The organism is Microbacterium sp., assembly GCF_051860965.1.
In the GTDB taxonomy this organism is placed as follows: Bacteria; Actinomycetota; Actinomycetes; order Actinomycetales; family Microbacteriaceae; genus Microbacterium.
Genome location: NZ_JBIMKU010000007.1, coordinates 44,111 through 62,199, shown reverse-complemented (window position 1 = coordinate 62,199; position 18,089 = coordinate 44,111). Strand labels below are relative to the sequence as shown.

Below are 18,089 nucleotides of genomic sequence, written 5' to 3'. Positions count from 1 at the left end.
GGGAACCCCGGCACCGCGTGAGTCCACCCGACATCACCACCCCTACAACGACGTCAGGCGGCAACGATGGCCATACTCAGCGCATTCATCTCCGTGGCCCTGGGGCTCGGAGTCTCATTCCTGATCTTCTGGGGCCTCAACTGGCTCACGGAGAAGACCCCCGACAAGACCAAGGCCCGGCTGCTGCCCTACGTCTTCCTCTTCCCGGTGATCGTGCTCGTCTCGATCTTCCTGCTGTACCCGGCGCTGCGGACGGTCGTCGACAGCTTCATGCAGCAGAGCCAGCGGCGCGGCGAGGCGGCGACGTTCGTCGGCTTCGACAACTACGTCGATCTGTTCACGGATCCGAACTTCCTCGGCGTGCTCCTCAACAATCTGCTGTGGGTGCTCGTGGTCCCGGCCGCTGCCGTCATCATCGGGCTGCTGGTCGCGACCCTCACCGACAAGCTCGGCAAGCGACGCGAGTCGTCGTTCAAGGCGATGATCTTCCTGCCGATGGCCCTCTCGGGCATCGCCGCCGCCGTGACGTGGAGGTTCATCTACTTCTACGCCCCGCCCGGCAACCCGCAGATCTACCTGCTCAACGAGATCTGGACCAGCATCACCGGTGGTGACCCCGTGCCGTGGCTCACGATCGACGCGGGTCGCCTCAACAGCTTCCTCATCATGTTCATCGGCATCTGGCTGCAGGTCGGGTTCGCGATGGTGCTGCTCTCGGCCGCGATCAAGGGCGTGCCCGAAGAGACCCTCGAGGCGGCACGGATCGACGGAGCAAGCGAGCGCCGGCTGTTCTTCGGTGTGGTCGTCCCGCAGATCCGCGGCACGATCATCGCCGTCTTCGTCACCGTCGTCATCTTCGTGATGAAGATCTTCGACATCATCTACGCCATGACGGGCGGCCAGTACCAGACCAGCGTCCTCGCCGTCGAGTTCTACACGCAGCTGTTCAGCTTCCAGAACCCGGGGAAGGCTGCCGCTGTCGTCATCGTGCTGATGATCGCCGTCATCCCCCTCATCGTCTACCAAGTCCGCAGCTACAAGTCGCAGGAGGAACTCCGATGAGTGTCATCCCGACCCCCGTCGTCGACGAGGACAACAACACCCGGACGATCGTCACCGAGGGCAAGCGGTCGCGCAGGCGTCCCGCCGAGGGCGACCGCTCGAAGCCTCGCGTCCTCGTCACGATCATCATGGGCGTGATCTCCGTCGCGTGGCTCGTCCCGCTCCTCGGCCTGCTCATCACGAGCTTCCGCACGAAGACGGCGGCCGACTCGACCGGGTGGTGGACGGTCTTCACCGACCCGCTCAACGCGGGCTGGACGCTCGACGGCTTCTCGCAGGCATGGGACTCGCTCAACGTCGAGGTGTCGTTCTGGAACTCGCTCGCCGTCACCATCCCGGCGACGATCCTGCCGATCATGGTCGCCGCGATGGCGGCATACGCGTTCACGTTCTTCCAGTTCCGCGGCAAGGAGATCTACTTCGCCATCGTGCTCGGCCTCATGGTCGTGCCGATCCAGCTCGCGATCATCCCGATCCTCCAGCTGTTCGTGTGGTTCGGCAACACGACCGGCATCCAGATCATCGGGCAGTACCCCGCAGCCTGGATCGTGCACTCGACGTTCGCGCTGCCGCTGGCGATCTACATCCTGCGCAACTACATGCAGACCCTCCCGAACGCGCTGATCGAGGCGGCGCGCGTCGACGGGGCGAGCCACTTCCAGATCTTCTGGCGACTCGTCGTGCCGATGTCGGTGCCCGCGCTGGCGTCGTTCGCGATCTTCCAGTTCCTGTGGGTGTGGAACGACTTCCTCGTGGCGTACATCTTCATCCAGTCGGGACCGAACGCCGTGCTGACTCAGGGGCTGTACACGCTGCTGGGACAGTACGGACAGGGGTGGCAGCGCGTCGCGGCAGGGTCGTTCATCACCCTCGTCGTGCCGCTGGTCATCTTCTTCGCACTGCAGCGGTACTTCGTCCGCGGACTGACGGCGGGCTCGGTCAAGTAGCTGGGGAAGCGACGGAGGGCGCGGCGCCGGGGGGATGCCGCGCCCTCCTTCGTGCGCTCAGTCGATCGCCGTGACGCGGTAGATCACGAGCTGATCGGGATGCACGCGCGGTGCGGTGACTCCCGCGTCCTGCAGCAGATCGCCCCGGAAGACCGCGCCGTCGAACCTCACGTCGGCCCGCTCGTGTCGATCCCAGTACTCCTGCGCAGCGAGCTGCTCGGCGTCGCTCGGCTCGCCCCACCACGCCGGGGCGATGAGCCCTGACGGCAGCACGCCGATGAAGAGCGGCGCCACACGGTAGCGCCGCGCCGGATCGAGGCCGCGCAGGCGCAGACGGGCCGGAGGATCGGGATGGATGCTGTCCAGCACCGCGACGCTGAAGAGGGCCGCCCCGCGGTCCGGTGCGACGACGCCGTGCGCGACGACCCGCGGGTCGGCGGAGTCCACGCGCACGATGTCGCCGCCGAGGAGCAGGCCGCGCTCCTTCCGGAAGAACGCGATCCAGTCGGCGAGGGTGTCGAGCTCGGCGTCCGTGGCCTCGGCGAGGTTCCATTCGATGCCGAAGTGTCCGAAGAGCGCGGTGCCGGCGCGGAACGACAGGTCCATGCGACGACCCGTGGTGTGCGAGCGCTCCGAGGCGATGTGGACGCCGAGGTACTCGGGCGGGACGAGCTGCGCCGTCCATCGGTTCATCGACTGCCTGTCGTGCGGATCGCTGTTGTCCGAGACCCACACGCGATCGGTGAGCTCCAGCACGCCGAGATCGACGCGGCCACCGCCCGACGAGCACGACTCGATCTCGAGGTCGGGGTGCGCGTCGCGCAGTTCGCGCAGCAGCCGGTAGAAGGCGAGCGTCTGCGCGTGCACGATCGGTCTGCCCTCGTCGGTGCGGTCGCCCGCCTCGATCAGGTCGCGATTGTGGTCCCACTTGATGTAGTCGATCGTGTACTCGCCGAGGAGCGCGAGCATCTGGCTCTTGACGTGCCCGTAGGCGCCGGGATGAGCGAGGTTCAGTACGTGCTGGAATCGCGATTCGATCGGCAGATCGTCGCGCGCGGCCATGATCCACTCGGGGTGCGCGCGAGCGAGGTCGCTGTCGAGGCTGATCATCTCGGGCTCGAACCACAGCCCGAACTGCATGCCGCGCGCGTGCACGTGGTCGATGAGCGGATGCAGGCCTTCGGGCCAGACGTCGGCGGAGACGATCCAGTCGCCGAGCCCCGCGCGGTCGTGGCGGCGCGCGCCGAACCAGCCGTCGTCGAGCACGAAGCGCTCGATGCCGATCGCTGCGGCCTTGTCGGCCAGCGCGATGAGCTCCTCGGCATCGTGGCGGAAGTAGACCGCCTCCCAGACGTTCAGCGTCACGGGCCGGTCGGGCCCCGGCGCGTCCGCGCGGCCGCGCAGGTGCGCGTGGAAGCGGTGGGCGACGGCATCCATCCCCTCACCGTAGGCACCGTAGAACCACGGGCTCTCGTACGAGCCGCCGGGGGCGAGGACGATCTCGCAGGGCAGCAGGACTTCGCCGCCGCCGAGAACCTGCTCGCCTGTGAAGACACGCTCGGCGTAGTGGCGGTGGTTGCCGCTCCACGCCGTGTGCACCGCCCATACCGGCCCCGCCGCGAAACCGAACCCGGGAACGCCCGCGTGCAGCACGAACGCGCTGTCGGCACCGGTGCGGCCGCGGCGGTTCTCGCGGAGGTGGATGCCGTCGCGCAGCGGAGTGCGCTGCGGCGTGCGCTCGCCGTTGTGCTGTCCCGTGAAGTCGAGCAGCTCGGTGGCCTCCGAGGGGATCGGGAAGGCGAGCGAGAGGTCGTCGAGCGTGTACGGCGCGGCGGCGAGATTCGTCACGGTCGCGCGCGAGCGCAGAAGTCCGGTCGGGAGGAGCTCGACCACCAGGCGCAGGTCGAGACGAGCCGAGTCGTCCACGGCGTGGAAGACGAGCTCTGCCGCGGTCCCCTGAGCGAATCCGTCCACCGCCTCGCCGTCGAGCTCGATGCGGCGCACGACGAAGCGGGGCGACCAGCCCGCACCCGCGAACGACCCCGAGAGTCCCGGCCGACCGATCCAGCCGGCGTGGTGCTCGGGCAGCACGGCGAGCCGCAGCGGCACCTCGGGGGTGTTCGATCCGATCACCGGGACGGCGGCGTCGCACAGGCCCTCGGCGGCAGCGGCGTCGAGGGAGGCGAGCGGGCGTCCCCAGTGCACGATCGCGGGGAGGCGCCCGTCCCGCGCATCGACGACGACCGAGACGCCGGCGGCGGAGAGATGGATGACGGAGGATGCGGTGCTCACGGCATCCATTCTTCCCTCCGGCGGGCAGCCCGCAGTGATTGCGTCCGTGCGCTTCGTGTGCCGCGCTCCCGCGCGTCACTAGGGTGAGTCCATGGATGCCGCTCCCGCCGCGACCTCGTCACGATCCGTCGATCCCGCTGCGGGCCTGACCGCCGCCGACGTCGCGGAGCGCATCGCGGCGGGCCGCACCAACGCGTACAAGGCCGACACGAGCCGCGGCGTGTGGAGCATCGTCCGCGCCAACGTCTTCACGCTGTTCAACGGGATCGTCTTCGCATGCTTCTTCGTGCTGCTGCTGCTCGGCCGCTGGCAGGATGCGATCTTCGGCCTCGCGGCGTTCGCGAACTCGATCATCGGCTGCTGGCAGGAGTTCCGCGCGAAGGCGGCACTCGACAAGCTCGCGCTGCTCAACGCTTCGGCCGCGCGCGTGCGCCGCGACGGCGTCGAGGTCGATCTGGCTCCGAGCGAGGTCGTGCTGGACGACATCCTCGTGCTGCGCGCGGGCGATGAGGTGCCCGCCGACGCCGTGGTCTCGGAGTCGCGGGCGCTGCAGATCGACGAGTCCATGCTCACCGGCGAGTCCGATGCCGTCGACAAGAAGCCCGGCGACGAGGCGCTCTCGGGATCGATCGTCGTGGCCGGCGAGGGCGCCGCCCAGGTCGACCGCGTCGGCGCGGATTCGTACGCCAACCAGTTCGCGGGCGAGGCGAAGCGCTTCTCGCTCGTGTCGTCGGAGCTGCGCACCTCGGTCAACCGGGTGCTGAAGTGGGTGGGGTGGGGGATCGGCCCGATCGGTCTGCTCGTGCTCAACGCGCAGATGATGGTCGCGGGCGGCTGGGTGACGGCCTGGGAGACCGGCACCTGGGTTCAGGCGGTCGTCAACACCATCGCGTCGCTCACGGCGATGATCCCGCTGGGTCTCGTGCTCATGACGAGCATCGCATTCGCCGTCGGCGCCGCGAAGCTCGCCAACCGCAAGGTGCTCGTCAACGAGCTGCCTGCCGTCGAGGGGCTCGCGCGGGTCGACATCATCTGCCTCGACAAGACAGGCACGCTCACGGCGGGGGACATCGACTTCGACGGAGCCCACCCGCTCGAGGGGGGATCGTCGGGCTTCGAGGACGTGCTCGCCTGGTACGGGTCGGCGCCCGACGCGAACGCGACCGCCAAGTGCCTGCGCGTGCCGTACCCGGTCGCCGCGCCGCTCGACGTCTCGGCGTACATCCCGTTCTCGTCCGCACGCAAGTGGAGCGCTGTCTCGTTCGCCTCGGGAGAGCCCGGGACCTGGGTGCTCGGGGCACCCGAGATGGTGTTCGGGGATGCCGCGACCGACGCGACCACCCCGCTGGGTCGCGTCGTGACCGAGCTCGCCTCGACCGGCCGACGCACACTCGTGCTCGCGCATTCGTCCACGGCGATCGACGAGGCGGACGTCGCGGCCGAGCGACTGCCGCACGACGTCGTCCCCGCGGTCGTCCTGACCTTCCGCGAGCAGGTGAGACCGGATGCCGCGCAGACGCTCGCCTACTTCGGCGAGCAGGGGGTCGGCATCCGCGTCATCTCCGGCGACAACCCGCGCACGGTCGCCGCGATCGCCCGCGAGGTCGGACTCGACGCTCCCCAGGGATTCGACGCACGAAAACTGCCCGAGGACGACGCCGAGCTCGGTCGCGTGCTCGAGGAGAACCTCGTCTTCGGCCGCGTCACACCGGAGCAGAAGAAGCGCATGGTCGTCGCGCTGCAGTCGCGCGGGCACACGGTCGCCATGACCGGCGACGGGGTCAACGACGCTCTCGCGATCAAGACGGCGGACATCGGCATCGCGATGAACTCCGGCTCCGCCGCCACCAAGGCCGTCGCACGACTCGTGCTGCTCGACGGCCAGTTCTCTCATCTGCCCGATGTCGTCGCCGAGGGTCGCCAGGTGATCGCCAACATCGAGCGCGTCTCGATGCTGTTCCTGACGAAGACGGCGTATGCGACGGGCCTGGCGATCCTCTTCGGCGTCATGGTGCTGGAGTTCCCGTTCCTGCCCAGGCAGCTCTCGATCACCGACGGTCTGACGATCGGCATCCCGGCGTTCTTCCTCGCCCTCCTGCCGAACGCCCAGCGCTACGTGCCCGGATTCCTGCGCCGCTCGCTGAGCTTCGCGATCCCTTCCGGCATCATCATCGCGATCGCCCTCACGGTCTACACGCGTCTCGCCATGGCGTTGCAGGTGCCCGAGCCCGAACTGCGCACGGGGTCGACGATCATCCTCGCGATCGTCGGCATCTGGGTGCTCACGGTGCTCTCGCGACCCGTCACCCGCGTCAAGGCGCTCGTGATCGGGGCGATGTTCATCGGCCTCGTGCTGGTGTTCAGCATCCCGATCGCCACCGAGTTCTTCCAGCTCGTCGACCCCGGCCAGGAGTGCGCGTGGCTCATCGCGGGCATCACGATCGTGACGATCGGCGGCATCGAGATCGTGCGGTTCTTCCACCGCCGGTACGTCGCGAAGTCGCTCGGCGCCGCGGGCACGCGCTGAGCCCGCTGACCCGCAGCCTGCGCGAACCACTCGCTTTGCGTGAACCCACGTACTTCCGTCGACGAAATCGAGTGGGTTCGAAGAAAGTGCGTGGGTTCGGCGAGGGGATGCGTCGCTGCTAGGCCGTGACCTGGGTCGTGGCCGCGAAGAACCGTGAGCCGGGCGGCAGCCAGAGCACGCACAGGACGGCGATCTCGATGACGCCCTGCGTGATCGCCGACCCCTGCCAGCCGTCCGTGGTGACGATCGTCGTGACGTGGAGGGCGAGGGAGATCACGAGGTAGATCGTGATGAGCAGACGTGAGAAGCGGCTGCCGCGCGCGAGGCCCGAGGCGACCGCGATCATGAGCAGCCCGAGCAGGATGACCGCCGCGCCCAGCAGAGAGACCGTCAGGACCTCGTCGCGCGGCACGTCGTAGCGGCTCAGGAGCACGAGGATGCCGAGCGCGATGCTCGTGAAGGCGGTGATGTACACCAGCACGATCGCGATGGTGACGACCACGGGTCGTCTGACGGTGTCGACGGATGCCTCGCTCACGGGCCCAGGTTAGCGCTCAGCCGCTGCACTGCAGGCGCGATTGCATCGACTCCATCGCATCGATCTCGGCCGTCTGACCGTTCTTCATGGCCTCGGCGACGGCATGTGCGCGCGGGTCGGAGCCGAGTTCGAGCAGCGCTTCGGCCATGGGGATCGCCGCCTGGTGGTGCCGGATCATGAGCGAGAGGAAGAGGCAGTCGGCTTCTCGACCGCTCGCCGCCTGCAGCGCGGCGAGCTCATCGGCGGAGGCCATGCCCATCGCGACGCGGAGCTCCTCGTCTGTGGGCGTCTCGCCCGTCGTGGTTCCGCCGTGGGCGTGACCGCCGTCCGCCGTCGTCATCCACGACATGAGCGGGCCGCCGGACTGCGACAGCCCCCACTTGACGAGCCAGTCGTACATCTGGCCCTTCTGCTCGGCCTGCGATGTCGCGATGTCGTAGGCCAGGATGCGGAGCTCCTGATCGTCCGTCTTGCGGTAGATCTCCATCGCCATGTCGATCGCCTGCGCATGGTGGATCTGCATGTCGCGCGCGAACCCGGCATCCGCCGAGTCCGTCGAGGGGGTCACCACCGACGAGTTTGCGCCGAAGGTCGAGAAGCGGCCGATCGCGAACGCGAGACCCGCGACGCCGAGCGCGACGACGGCGATCAGCAGCCACCGGCGCCAGCCGGCGACCGGTGTCTCACCGCTCTCGCTCACGGGCAGGACCTACTGCTTGCCGGGACCGTCGATCGCGCCCGTGCACAGCGCGCCGGGCTCGGGGACGTCGTTCGAGCGCCAGTACTCGGTGAAGAACTCCGCGATGCGCGGGTCGTCGGCCGAGTCGACCTTGAGCTGGTGGTTCCAGTTGCTCACCGCGATGGGAGTGTCCATTCCCTCGTACGGCGAGAGGATGACGTACGTCGACGGCAGCACCGACTTGAGCGTCGCGAGCGCATCGCCCGAGATGACGGCCGGGTCGTAGGTGACCCACACGGCGCCGTGCTCGAGCGCGTGCACGGCGTTCTCGTTCTGCTGCGGCTGGTCGTAGATGCCGCAGTTGAGCCAGACGGCGTTGTGCGGGCCACCCGCGGGCGGGTTCTGCGGGTAGTCCACGGTGCCCTCGACGTGCTGCGTCTCGTTGTCGAACGTCTCGACGCCCTCGATCACCGCACCCGTGCCGCCGCCGGCCTCGTACGACGCCGGAGGAGCGGGCTGGAAGACGATGGATGCCACGATCGCCCCGACCACGATGACCGCTGCCGCCGAGCCGACGGTCCACCACACGATCTTGCCGCGGCGTCGCTTCGCGAGCTGCTTCTGGTACTCGGCCAGCTTCTCCTGGCGCTTCTGCTCGCGCTGCTGCTTGACGGTCAGATTGATCTCGGCCTGCTTGGCCGGGTGGCCGCTCGTGCGCTTGTCGGCAGGCGGGGGAGTCGTGCTCGGGGTCATGAGGCCTCGTGTCGATGAGCTGCTGTCTCGCCGGAATCGGCGCCTCCAGCCTATGCGGCTGAATGATCAACTGGCTGGGAACCGGCCGTACCCGACCTCCGAGGACTCGAGTCGGTGCATCGACCCTCGCGGGAAGGGGGAAGTATCCGGTATCATGGGTGTCGAATCGATTCGGTCCGTCTTCGATCCTGCGATTCGCCTCCTCGCGCCTGAGCCGGTGACCCCGGCGTCGACGCTCCCGCCTCGTCGCCGAAACGAAACCTCTGTGCTCGATACCGCTCCTGTTCCCGTCACGCCGCCCGCACGCGAGCAGCCCTCGACCGCCACGGGCTCGATCCGCATCCCGCCCGCAACGGGCGCGATCCGCACGCTCGGGCCGAACCCGGCCACGGCGCCGATCATGCTCCACCCCGGCGACTCGATCTCGAACCGCCGGCGCGTCCTCTACATCATCCTGCTCGGTGCGCTGACGGCTCTCGGGCCGTTCACGATCGACCTGTACCTTCCCGCGTTCCCCGTGCTCGAGGCGGACTTCGACACGACGGCCGCCGCGATCCAGCTGACGCTCACGGGCACGATGGTCGGTTTCGCCATCGGCCAGCTCGTCGTAGGCCCCCTCAGCGACAAGGTCGGCCGCCGGGTCCCGCTGCTCGCCGTCACGGCGGTCCACGTGCTCGCGAGCATCTTCGCGGCCCTCGCCCCGAGTCTCGAGCTGCTCATGGTCGCGCGATTCTTCCAGGGCGCCGGCGCCGCGGCGGGAGGAGTCGTGGCCGCCGCCATGGTGCGCGACCTGTTCGGCGGCCGGCGGCTCGTGACGATGCTCTCGCGGCTGGCCCTCGTCTCCGGCGTGGCGCCCGTGCTCGCGCCGCTCGTGGGGTCCGCGCTGCTGCTCGTCATGCCGTGGCGCGGCGTCTTCGTCGTGCTCGCGGTCTACGGCGCCGTCATGCTCGCCGCATCCCTCTTCCTCCTGCCCGAGACGCTGCCTCCCGCGCGTCGCGGAGCGAAGGGCGGCACGACCATCTGGCAGCGCTACAAGAGCGTCTTCAGCGACCGCGTCTTCATCGGCGTGCTCATCATCGGGGGCATGACCTTCAGCGGGCTGTTCTCGTACCTCTCGTCGTCGTCGTTCCTCTTCCAGATCTCGTACGGCTTCAACGCGCAGCAGTACGGCATGCTGTTCGCCGCCAACTCGCTCGGCGTCGTCGTCGGCGTGCAGGTCGCGTCGCGGCTCGCCGCCCGATTCGGCCCTCAGTGGGTGATGGCGTTCTCGACCGGGGTGCTCGTGCTGGCCTCGGCATCCATCATCGTCACCGACCAGCTCGGTCTCGGCCTGTGGGGCACCGTCGTGCCGCTCTTCGTCTTCATGACGGCGTGCGGGTTCACCTTCCCGTGCGTGCAGGTGCTCGCGCTCGACCGGCACGGCAAGGCGGCCGGCACCGCGCAGTCGATCATCGGCGCGACGAACTTCGGGGTCGCGGGCATCATCTCGCCGCTCGTGGGGTGGATCGCGAAGGATGCCGGCATCACTGCGACGACGATGGCGACCGTCATGGTCGGCTGCGCGAACATCGGGGCGATCGCGCTCTGGTTCGTCGTTCAGCCGCGCACCGTCGAGCGCCTCGCGCCGTAGGGGTCAGCGGACGGGCTGCAGGAGGAAGATGCGGGCGTCGCGCCCCGAGTCGCGCTCGTATTCGCGATAGTCGGGCCACTGACGCTCGAGGACCGCCCAGACGGCGTCGCGCTCCTCGTCGGGCACGAGAGTCGCATGCACCTTCATGCGCCTCCCGCGCACCGTGATGGCGGCGTCGGGATGGGCCAGCAGGTTGTTCGTCCACGCGGGATGCGTCGCCCCCGCCCAGTTCGTGCCGGCGACGTACGCCCGGCCCTTGCCGTCGGCCGTGTACATGAGCGGCGCGTCCCGCGGCTCGCCGCTCTTGGCGCCGATCGTGTGCAGGACGAGGGACGGCACCAGGAACGCGGTGAGCTGGATGCGCCCACCCGACACCCTCGACGTCCAGCGCTCCATCGGCGGAAGCGCCGTGACGGCGAAGCGCCGGAACCACGGCGTCCGCGAGAGGGGCGCGGTGATCGTGCGGAGGAGGCGCATCAGGCGCGCACCGGCTGGAGGCGGAAGAGCTTCACGGTGCGTCCCGATGCCCTCTCGTAGTCGCGGTAGCCGGGCCACTGGTGCTCGATGCGCGCCCACGCGGCGTCGCGCTCGTCGTCGGGGATGAGGGATGCCCGCACCGGCATGAACCGGCCGCGCACCGTGATCCCGGCATCCGGGTGCGCGAGAAGATTCGTCGTCCACGCCGGGTGATGCCCGCCGGCGAAGTTCGTCCCGGCGACGATCGCCCGGCCCTGACCGTCGGGGGTGTACATGAGCGCCGCGTCGCGCGGCTCGCCCGACTTCGCCCCCGTCGTGTGCAGCACGAGCGACGGCACGAGCAGGCCGCTGAGCGGCACCCTGCCTCCCGTCAAGGCCGCGAAGACCCGCTCCAGCCGCGGCATGAGCCACGGCCCCGCACGGCGGAAAGCCCGTGTGCGGGTCAAGGGGGCGATCGTGGCGCGTACCACATCGACGACGCGTGTCATAGCGCCATCATCCCGCACGCGCGCACGGCAGAATGGGCGGATGGCGGCGAATCGACGAGAGAGGGATGCGGCGGCATCCCCCCTGCGCGTCGCGCCGATCCTGGTGACGGGCATCGTGCTGATCCTGCTGTCGGCCGGACTCGGCTGGTGGCTCTTCTCGCGAGGCAACGCCGCCTTCGCGATCGACGTGTGGTGGAACTCGCTGCTCGCGTCGGGCTGGTCGCCCATCCTCGGCGGGTTCTCGCTCGTGATGAACTTCCTGGGCGGGGGGTGGTTCGCGGTCCTGGTCGTGCCGATCGGCGGGGCGGTCGTGCTCGCGCTGCTGCGGCGGCCGTGGTCGGCGACCTACTTCATCGCGGCGCAGGCGATCTCCGCCGGGCTCGTGCAGCTGCTCAAGACGACGTTCGGGCGAGCTCGTCCCGAGGAGATCCTGGTGCACTCGGACTACGGCTCGTACCCGTCCGGGCACGTCGCCGGCGCGGCGACGCTCGCGACCGTCTTCGTCATCCTGTTCCCGCGTCTCGGTGTGCTCATCATCGGCGCCGCCTGGGTGCTGCTCATGGCGTTCAGCCGCACCTACCTGCACGCGCACTGGCTCAGCGACACGCTCGGCGGGGCGCTCGCGGGCGCGGGCGCGGCGCTCGTCGTGGCAGCCGCCTTCGCGCGTCTCCTCTCGCGAGAGCTCTCTCCCCAGGAGAAGTCGCTCTCGCTCTGACACTCCGCTCGTCCCCTGCGAGCGGGTGACTCCTCACGGTCGGCGGGTGCCTTCTGCCCCGCGTGTGCCCGTGGCTAGGCTGAGCGCATGACCGACCCCGCCGTCGCTGCCGCCGAAGCCGAACTCGCACGTCTGCGCGCAGAGGCCGAAGCGGCTGAAGCCCTGCTCAAGGCCGCGCAAGCCAAGGCTGCGCTCGCCGCCGCCGAAGCCGACGCGGCCAAGGCGAAGGCGGGGATCGCGGCATCCGCGCCCTCGCCTGCGGCTGATGAGGAGAATCGGTCCGCTGAGGGGGAGTCGCCGGCGAATGCGCCGCTCGGGGCGGAATCCCCCCACGAAGACGCCGGATCGAGCGATACGAACGCCTCCGCACCGGCCTCCGTCGCGGAGCCCGTGGAAGCGTCCTCGGGCCCGCTCGACGCCGAAGAGATCGCCGCGGTCGTGAAGGGGTACACCTTCGAGGGCACGACTCTGGACCTCGGCGCACTCATGAACACCGAGCCCGTCGCCGCCGCCCAGATCCGCATCCCGCTGGGCATGATGAACCGCCACGGTCTCGTCGCCGGCGCGACCGGCACGGGCAAGACCCGCACGCTGCAGGGACTCGCCGAGCAGCTCGCGAGCAAGGGCGTGCCCGTCTTCGCGGCCGACATCAAGGGCGACCTCTCGGGCGTCGCGACGCCGGGCGAGCCGAGCGAGAAGCTCCTCGCCCGGACGGCGGCGATCGGGCAGGAGTGGAAGCCCGAGGCATCGGTCACCGAGTACTTCGCGCTCGGCGGCATCGGCAAGGGGGTGCCGGTGCGCGCGACCGTCAGCGGCTTCGGTCCGCTGCTGCTGAGCAAGGTCCTCGGCCTCAACGCGACGCAGGAGTCGAGTCTCGGGCTCGTGTTCCACTACGCCGACGCCAACGGGCTCGCGCTCGTGGACCTCTCGGACCTCCGTGCCGTGCTCACCTACCTCACGGGCGACGAGGGCAAGGCCGAGCTCAAGGAGCTCGGCGGACTCTCCGCGGCGACCGCGGGCGTCATCCTGCGCGAGCTCATCACCTTCGCCGACGAGGGCGCCGACGTCTTCTTCGGCGAGCCCGAGTTCGAGGTGACCGACTTCCTGCGGACGGCGCCCGACGGGCGCGGCATCATCAGCCTGCTCGAGGTGCCGGGCATCGCCGACAAGCCCGCGCTCTTCTCGACGTTCCTCATGTACCTCCTGGCCGAGCTGTTCGAGATCCTCCCCGAGGTCGGCGACCTCGACAAGCCGAAGCTCGTGTTCTTCTTCGACGAGGCCCACCTGCTCTTCAAGGACGCCTCGAAGGACTTCCTCTCGGCGATCACGCAGACCGTCCGCCTCATCCGCTCGAAGGGCGTCGGCGTCTTCTTCGTGACGCAGACGCCGAAGGACGTGCCCTCCGACGTGCTCGCGCAGCTCGGCTCGCGCGTGCAGCACGCGCTGCGCGCCTTCACCCCGGATGACGCGAAGGCCCTCCGCGCGACGGTCGGCACGTACCCGAAGTCCGGCTACGACCTCGAGCGCACGCTGCAGGAGCTCGGCACGGGCGAGGCGATCGTCACGGTCATGAGCGAGAAGGGCGCGCCGACGCCGGTGGCCTGGACGCGCCTGCGCGCACCGCAGGGGCTCATGTCGCCGACGCCCGACCCCGCGATCGACGCGGCGGTCAAGGCATCCCTCCTCCTGGCGAAGTACGGCACGGCGATCGACCGCGAGTCGGCGCGCGAGATCCTGACGGCGAAGATGAAGGCGGCGGATGACGCGGCCGCGGCTCAGGAAGCTGCGCTGGCGAAGGCGAAGGCCGACGCCGAGTTCGCCAAGCAGCAGGCGGCGATCGACAAGGCCCAGGCCGCGGCCGACAAGAAGGCTCAGGCCGAGTACGAGCGTCTGCTCAAGAAGACGGCGGGAACCTCCCGCACGTCGAGCCGTGCGCCGAAGTCGGGGATCGAGCAGGTGCTCAACTCGAAGTCGACGCAGACGATCCTCAACGGCGTCATCCGCGGACTCTTCGGCACCGGCAGGCGCTAGCTGTCAACCCCTGACCGACATCCGGCGCGCGGCGTAGCGTGGCGGCGATGGACGATCTCACAGCACCCACGGGGCGCGAGCCCGAGCTGACGGCAGAGCCGCGCGAGGACGGCACGGCGCCGCGCGCGCTCGTGTTCGGAGCGACGGGCTACATCGGCGGCCGCCTGGTGCCGCGCCTGCTCGCGGCGGGCTACCGCGTGAGGGTCGTCGCGCGGGACGCGGGGCGCCTCGGGGCGTTCTCGTGGGGCGGCGACGTCGAGGTGGTCGAGGGCGACGCGACGGATCCGGATGCCGTCGCCCGAGCGGTCGCCGACGTCGACGTGCTGTACTACCTGATCCACTCGATGTCGGCCGGCAAGGGGTTCGAAGACACCGACCGCCGCGCGGCGCGGACCGTCGCGGGCGCCGCCGCCGACGCAGGCGTGCACCGCATCGTGTACCTCGGCGGGCTCCACCCAGACGATGCGAAGCTCTCGCCGCACCTTCGGTCTCGCGTCGAGGTCGGTGAGATCCTCCTCGCCTCGGGTGTGCCGACGCTCGTCCTGCAGGCCGGCGTCGTGATCGGCTCGGGATCGGCGTCGTTCGAGATGGTGCGACACCTCACCGAGGTGCTGCCCTACATGCCCGCGCCGAAGTGGGTGCGCAATCACATCCAGCCGATCGCCGTCCGCGACGTGCTGCACTACCTGCTGGGCGCGGCCCGGGTCCCGGCGGACGCGAACCGCGCGGTCGACATCGGCGGGCCGGACGTGCTGCGGTACGGCCAGATGATGAACGGCTACGCCGTCGAGGCAGGCCTCCCGCAGCGTGCGATCGCGGCGCTGCCGGTGCTCACCCCCGGGCTCGCCTCGCACTGGGTCGGGCTCGTCACGCCGATTCCGGCATCCATCGCCCGCCCGCTCGTGGAGTCCCTGCAGAACGAGTGCGTCGTGAAGGACCACGACGTGGACGCGCTCATCCCGCGGCCGCACGACGGACTCACGCCCTACCGCCGCGCGGTGCGACTCGCGCTCGCCCGCGAGGGCGATGACACGATCGAGACGAGCTGGCAGGACGGTGAGATCTCGGGCGTCCCGAGCGATCCGCTGCCGAGCGATCCGGAATGGGCCGGCCGAATCGTGTTCACCGACGTGCGCTCGGCGGTCACGACCGCATCGCCCGAAGCGCTCTGGCGCGTCATCCAGGGGATCGGCGGCGACAACGGGTGGTACTCCTCGCGGTTCCTGTGGACCGTCCGCGGCATCATGGATCGCCTCGTGGGCGGAATCGGACTCGCGCGCGGACGCCGCAGCCGGGCTCGGCTGGCGGTCGGCGATGCGCTGGACTTCTGGCGCGTCGAGACGATCGAGCCCGGATCGTTCCTGCGCCTGCGCGCCGAGATGAAGGTGCCGGGGCTCGCGTGGCTCGAGATGCGCGTGACTCCGGATGCCGCAGGCTCCCGCTACGACCAGAGGGCGGTGTTCTTCCCGCACGGCCTCGCGGGTCGGCTGTACTGGCTCGCGGTGCTGCCGTTCCACGGCTTCATCTTCAGCGGCATGGCGCGCCGGATCGCGGCGACGGCCGAGACGGAGATCGTCGAGACATCGCATCCGGACGCGCTGCCCACCGCCCGAACGGCCTAGCCTGGGCGCATGGCGACGAAGCCCCCGCGCAACGACATCGACGAGACGCGCATCCGCGTCACGCGGCCGAAGAAGGTCGCAGTCGGGGTGCCGGCGGTCGTGCACGCTCTGCAGATCGCGACCGAGCAGATGGGGCTCGTGCGTTCGGTCCAGACGCTCGTGCAGGTGAACCAGAAGGACGGCTTCGACTGCCCGGGCTGCGCGTGGCCCGAGGAGGACAAGCGGCATGTCGCCGAGTTCTGCGAGAACGGCGCGAAGGCCGTCGCCGAAGAGGCGACGCTGCGCCGCGTCGGACCGGAGTTCTTCGCCGAGCCTTCCCTCGCCGACCTCGCGGGACACGACGAGTGGTGGCTCGGCCAGCAGGGGCGGCTGACGCACCCCATGCTCCTCGACGACGGCGCGACGCACTACCGGCCGATCGCGTGGGACGACGCGCTCCGACTCGTCGCCCAGGCTCTGCGCGATCTCGACGACCCGGACGACGCCGTCTTCTACACGTCGGGTCGCACCTCGAACGAGGCGGCCTTCCTGTACCAGCTGCTCGTCCGCGGAGTCGGCACGAACAACCTCCCCGACTGCTCGAACATGTGCCATGAGTCCTCGGGATCCGCGCTCACCGAGACGATCGGGATCGGCAAGGGCACCGTCTCGATCGACGACATCCACGACGCCGAGCTCATCATCGTCGCCGGGCAGAACCCCGGCACGAACCACCCGCGCATGCTCTCGGCGCTCGAGAAGGCCAAGCGCAACGGCGCGCGGATCATCGCGGTCAATCCGCTTCCCGAAGCCGGACTCGTGCGGTTCGAGAACCCGCAGACCGTCCGGGGCGTCGCGTTCGGCGGGTCGAAGCTCGCCGATGAGTTCGTCCAGATCCGGCTCGGCGGCGACCAGGCGCTCTTCCAGGCGATCGGCAAGCACCTCGTCGAGAACGGCGCCGTCGACCACGACTTCGTACGCGCGCACACGAGCGGCTTCGAGGCGTACGCGCAGGCGATGAGGGATGCCGCGTGGCCCGATCTCGTCGCGGCGACGGGCATCCCCGAGTCCGGCCTGCGGCGCGTGGCCGAAGCGGTGCGCACCTCGAAGGCGACGATCGTGTGCTGGGCGATGGGGCTCACGCAGCACAAGCACTCGGTGCCGATGATCCGCGAGATCGTGAACGCGCTGCTCGTCCAGGGCAACATCGGCCGCCGGGGTGCCGGGGTCTGCCCCGTCCGCGGCCACTCGAACGTGCAGGGCGACCGCACGGTCGGCATCTACGAGAAGCCGTCGCCGGCCTTCCTGGATGCGCTCGACGCCGAGTTCGCGTTCTCCGCGCCGCGAGCGCACGGGTTCGACACCGTCCAGGCGATCCGCGCGATGCGCGACGGACGCGTGCGCTTCTTCCTGGGCATGGGCGGCAACTTCGTGTCGGCGACGCCCGACACCGCCGTCGTCGAAGCGGCCATGAGGCAGGTCGATCTGACGGTTCAGGTGTCGACGAAGCTCAATCGCTCCCACGTCGTCACCGGGCGACGCGCGCTCATCCTCCCGACCCTCGGTCGCACCGATCGCGACCGCGAGCAGCGCGTCACGGTCGAGGACTCGATGGGCGCCGTGCACGCGTCGCGCGGGCGCCTCGCGCCGCCGTCGGACGAGCTGCTGAGCGAAGTCGCGATCGTCGCGCGGCTGTGCGCGCTCGTGTTCGGGGAACGGACGGGATCGCCGCAGGCCGATTGGGCGGAGCTCGAGCGCGACTACGCCGGCATCCGTCGTCACATCGCGCGCGTCGTCCCGGGCTTCGACGACTTCGAGGAGCGCATCGACAGGGGACGCACGCTGAGCCTGCCGAACGGCCCGCGGGATGAGCGGCGCTTCGCGACGGTCGACGGCCGGGCGCGCTTCACCGTCAATCCGCTCGGGTATCCCCGCATCCCGCACGGTCGCCTGCTGCTGCAGACACTCCGCTCGCACGATCAGTACAACACCACGGTCTACGGCAAGGACGACCGCTATCGCGGCATCCACGGCGGGCGACGGGTCGTGTTCGTGAACGCGAAGGACATCGTCGCTCTCGGATTCGCAGACGGCGAGATCGTCGATCTCGTGTCCGAATGGCAGAGCGTCGATGGGATGCGCGAGGAGCGCCGAGCCGAGGCGTTCCGGATCGTGGCGTATCCCACTCCGCGCGGCAACGCGGCCGCCTACTATCCCGAGACGAACGTCCTCGTGCCGCTGGACTCGGTCGCCGACGTGAGCGGGACGCCCACCTCGAAGTCCGTCGTCGTCCGATTGGAGCATCGCCTCGAGGAACCCCGCCGCACGGAGCCGGTCTCGTAGACTCGG

At 69.7% G+C, this 18,089-nt stretch carries 14 protein-coding genes; 8 read left to right on the top strand and 6 right to left on the bottom strand.

Annotation, left to right across the window (positions count from 1 at the left end; translation table 11 throughout):
- Positions 1–66 precede the first annotated feature (66 nt).
- Positions 67–1,062 carry a carbohydrate ABC transporter permease gene (locus tag ACTIFV_RS14100; protein ID WP_439593426.1) on the top strand — a complete coding sequence of 332 codons (996 nt, stop codon included), beginning with the start codon at positions 67–69 and terminating at the stop codon, positions 1,060–1,062.
- Positions 1,059–2,009, top strand: a complete 951-nt coding sequence (locus ACTIFV_RS14095) for a carbohydrate ABC transporter permease (protein WP_439593425.1) — start codon at positions 1,059–1,061, stop codon at positions 2,007–2,009. The genes ACTIFV_RS14100 and ACTIFV_RS14095 overlap by 4 nt, the downstream gene beginning before the upstream one ends.
- A gap of 57 nt (positions 2,010–2,066) precedes the next feature.
- On the opposite strand, the gene ACTIFV_RS14090 is transcribed toward ACTIFV_RS14095, so the two are convergent.
- Positions 2,067–4,310, bottom strand: coding sequence for an alpha-galactosidase (locus tag ACTIFV_RS14090; protein ID WP_439593424.1), 2,244 nt, complete (start codon positions 4,308–4,310; stop codon positions 2,067–2,069).
- A gap of 82 nt (positions 4,311–4,392) precedes the next feature.
- Between ACTIFV_RS14090 and ACTIFV_RS14085 the strand changes: the two genes are divergently transcribed.
- Complete coding sequence (locus tag ACTIFV_RS14085) at positions 4,393–6,828, top strand: HAD-IC family P-type ATPase (protein WP_439593423.1); 2,436 nt, start codon at positions 4,393–4,395, stop codon at positions 6,826–6,828.
- 118 nt (positions 6,829–6,946) lie between these two features.
- Here the strand turns inward: ACTIFV_RS14085 and ACTIFV_RS14080 are convergent, their stop codons facing one another.
- The 3 genes from ACTIFV_RS14080 to ACTIFV_RS14070 are packed head-to-tail and all read right to left on the bottom strand — an operon-like array spanning position 6,947 to position 8,798.
- The gene (locus ACTIFV_RS14080; RefSeq protein WP_439593422.1) at positions 6,947–7,366 is read right to left on the bottom strand and encodes a hypothetical protein; all 420 of its coding nucleotides are present in this window, start codon (positions 7,364–7,366) and stop codon (positions 6,947–6,949) included.
- Positions 7,367–7,382: 16 nt separating this feature from the next.
- Complete coding sequence (locus tag ACTIFV_RS14075; RefSeq protein ID WP_439593421.1) at positions 7,383–8,066, bottom strand: DUF305 domain-containing protein; 684 nt, start codon at positions 8,064–8,066, stop codon at positions 7,383–7,385.
- 9 nt (positions 8,067–8,075) lie between these two features.
- Positions 8,076–8,798 (bottom strand): DUF3105 domain-containing protein, encoded by a 723-nt coding sequence (locus ACTIFV_RS14070; protein ID WP_439593420.1) that lies wholly within the window; start codon positions 8,796–8,798, stop codon positions 8,076–8,078.
- A 265-nt stretch (positions 8,799–9,063) separates the two neighbouring features.
- Here ACTIFV_RS14070 and ACTIFV_RS14065 point away from each other — a divergent pair, with 265 nt between their 5' ends.
- Positions 9,064–10,428: a multidrug effflux MFS transporter gene (locus ACTIFV_RS14065; RefSeq protein ID WP_439593419.1), complete on the top strand. Its 1,365-nt coding sequence runs from the start codon at positions 9,064–9,066 to the stop codon at positions 10,426–10,428.
- A 3-nt stretch (positions 10,429–10,431) separates the two neighbouring features.
- On the opposite strand, the gene ACTIFV_RS14060 is transcribed toward ACTIFV_RS14065, so the two are convergent.
- The gene (locus ACTIFV_RS14060) at positions 10,432–10,905 is read right to left on the bottom strand and encodes a nitroreductase family deazaflavin-dependent oxidoreductase (protein ID WP_439593418.1); all 474 of its coding nucleotides are present in this window, start codon (positions 10,903–10,905) and stop codon (positions 10,432–10,434) included.
- Positions 10,905–11,393 (bottom strand): nitroreductase family deazaflavin-dependent oxidoreductase, encoded by a 489-nt coding sequence (locus tag ACTIFV_RS14055; RefSeq protein ID WP_439593417.1) that lies wholly within the window; start codon positions 11,391–11,393, stop codon positions 10,905–10,907. The genes ACTIFV_RS14060 and ACTIFV_RS14055 overlap by 1 nt, the downstream gene beginning before the upstream one ends.
- A 40-nt stretch (positions 11,394–11,433) precedes the next feature.
- Here ACTIFV_RS14055 and ACTIFV_RS14050 point away from each other — a divergent pair, with 40 nt between their 5' ends.
- The 4 genes from ACTIFV_RS14050 to ACTIFV_RS14035 all read left to right on the top strand — a co-directional run bounded on the left by ACTIFV_RS14050 (position 11,434) and on the right by ACTIFV_RS14035 (position 18,083).
- A complete protein-coding gene (locus tag ACTIFV_RS14050) occupies positions 11,434–12,108 on the top strand; it encodes a phosphatase PAP2 family protein (RefSeq protein ID WP_439593416.1) in 675 nt (224 codons plus the stop codon).
- 87 nt (positions 12,109–12,195) lie between these two features.
- Positions 12,196–14,139, top strand: a complete 1,944-nt coding sequence (locus ACTIFV_RS14045) for a helicase HerA-like domain-containing protein (RefSeq protein WP_439593415.1) — start codon at positions 12,196–12,198, stop codon at positions 14,137–14,139.
- Positions 14,140–14,186: 47 nt separating this feature from the next.
- A complete protein-coding gene (locus tag ACTIFV_RS14040) occupies positions 14,187–15,761 on the top strand; it encodes an SDR family oxidoreductase (RefSeq protein ID WP_439593414.1) in 1,575 nt (524 codons plus the stop codon).
- A 9-nt stretch (positions 15,762–15,770) separates the two neighbouring features.
- Complete coding sequence (locus tag ACTIFV_RS14035; protein WP_439593413.1) at positions 15,771–18,083, top strand: FdhF/YdeP family oxidoreductase; 2,313 nt, start codon at positions 15,771–15,773, stop codon at positions 18,081–18,083.
- Positions 18,084–18,089: the final 6 nt, after the last annotated feature.

Excerpts from the sequence above, each read along its gene's own strand:
- ACTIFV_RS14100 (WP_439593426.1), top strand. The coding sequence starts at position 67 with ATGGCCATACTCAGCGCATTCATCTCCGTGGCCCTGGGGCTCGGAGTC.
- ACTIFV_RS14040 (WP_439593414.1), top strand. The coding sequence starts at position 14,187 with ATGGACGATCTCACAGCACCCACGGGGCGCGAGCCCGAGCTGACGGCA.
- ACTIFV_RS14060 (WP_439593418.1), bottom strand. The coding sequence starts at position 10,905 with ATGCGCCTCCTCCGCACGATCACCGCGCCCCTCTCGCGGACGCCGTGG.
- ACTIFV_RS14035 (WP_439593413.1), top strand. The coding sequence starts at position 15,771 with ATGGCGACGAAGCCCCCGCGCAACGACATCGACGAGACGCGCATCCGC.
- ACTIFV_RS14050 (WP_439593416.1), top strand. The coding sequence starts at position 11,434 with ATGGCGGCGAATCGACGAGAGAGGGATGCGGCGGCATCCCCCCTGCGC.
- ACTIFV_RS14085 (WP_439593423.1), top strand. The coding sequence starts at position 4,393 with ATGGATGCCGCTCCCGCCGCGACCTCGTCACGATCCGTCGATCCCGCT.
- ACTIFV_RS14070 (WP_439593420.1), bottom strand. The coding sequence starts at position 8,798 with ATGACCCCGAGCACGACTCCCCCGCCTGCCGACAAGCGCACGAGCGGC.
- ACTIFV_RS14090 (WP_439593424.1), bottom strand. The coding sequence starts at position 4,310 with ATGGATGCCGTGAGCACCGCATCCTCCGTCATCCATCTCTCCGCCGCC.
- ACTIFV_RS14045 (WP_439593415.1), top strand. The coding sequence starts at position 12,196 with ATGACCGACCCCGCCGTCGCTGCCGCCGAAGCCGAACTCGCACGTCTG.
- ACTIFV_RS14095 (WP_439593425.1), top strand. The coding sequence starts at position 1,059 with ATGAGTGTCATCCCGACCCCCGTCGTCGACGAGGACAACAACACCCGG.
- ACTIFV_RS14055 (WP_439593417.1), bottom strand. The coding sequence starts at position 11,393 with ATGACACGCGTCGTCGATGTGGTACGCGCCACGATCGCCCCCTTGACC.